Here is a 1,292-nt window from a genome sequence, read left to right as displayed (position 1 = left end):
AAGACAGAGGCCTCCTTATCCCGAAGTTACGGAGGCAAATTGCCGAGTTCCTTCAGCATCGTTCTCTCAAGCGCCTTGGTATACTCTACCAGTCCACCTGTGTCGGTTTCGGGTACGGTCTTACGCGGAGGCTATTTCCTGGGACCCCTTCACCGCCTGACCAATCCGATAAGGTCAAACGATACACGGCATCCGTCACCATCCGCTGGCCGGGGAATGTTCGCCCCGTTCCCATCGACTACGCCTTTCGGCCTCGCCTTAGGGGCCGGCTAACCCTGCGCAGATTAACTTTACGCAGGAACCCTTGGACTTTCGGCGAGAGTGTCTTTCACACTCTTTGTCGTTACTCATGTCAGCATTCGCACTTCCCATACCTCCACGGCCCCTCACAGGTACCGCTTCGCAGGCCTAGGGAACGCTCCGCTACCGCGCATCAAAGATGCACCCGAAGCTTCGGCTCGTGGCTTGAGCCCCGTTACATTTTCGGCGCAGGACCCCTTATTTAGACCAGTGAGCTGTTACGCTTTCTTTAAAGGATGGCTGCTTCTAAGCCAACCTCCTGGTTGTTTTGGGAGTCCCACATCCTTTCCCACTTAGCCACGAATTGGGGGCCTTAGCTGTCGGTCAGGGTTGTTTCCCTCTCCACGACGGACGTTAGCACCCGCCGTGTGTCTCCCGAGCAGTACTCTCACGTATTCGGAGTTTGGTTGGGTTTGGTACCGCTGTGGGCGGCCCTAGCCCATCCAGTGCTCTACCCCGTGAGGTATTCACTCGAGGCGCTACCTAAATAGCTTTCGCGGAGAACCAGCTATTTCCGAGTTTGATTGGCCTTTCACCCCTAGCCACACGTCATCCAAGACCTTTTCAACGGGCACTGGTTCGGACCTCCAGTGGGTGTTACCCCACCTTCATCCTGCACATGGCTAGATCACTCGGTTTCGGGTCTAAAGCCACGAACTGAACGCCCTGTTCAGACTCGCTTTCGCTGCGCCTCCACCTATCGGCTTAAGCTCGCTCGTAACTTTAAGTCGCTGACCCATTATACAAAAGGTACGCGGTCACCCAGGACGAACCTTGGGCTCCCACTGTTTGTAAGCATCCGGTTTCAGGTGCTGTTTCACTCCCCTCGTCGGGGTGCTTTTCACCTTTCCCTCACGGTACTGGTTCGCTATCGGTCGCTGAGGAGTACTTAGGCTTGGAGGGTGGTCCCCCCATGTTCAGACAGGATTTCACGTGTCCCGCCCTACTCGAGTCCTGTGTATCGTCCGTCCCGTACGGGGCTGTCACCCATC

General features: G+C 56.1%; 1 rRNA gene. It reads right to left on the bottom strand.

Annotated elements, in window-relative coordinates:
• Positions 1–1,292: ribosomal RNA gene (locus C4T42_RS31300) — 23S ribosomal RNA — on the bottom strand; the annotation flags it as partial.

The sequence above is a fragment of the Methylobacterium sp. 190mf genome (genome assembly GCF_900107945.1).
Classification (GTDB): domain Bacteria; phylum Pseudomonadota; class Alphaproteobacteria; order Rhizobiales; family Beijerinckiaceae; genus Methylobacterium.
This window is presented reverse-complemented; position numbering and strand designations above follow the sequence as displayed.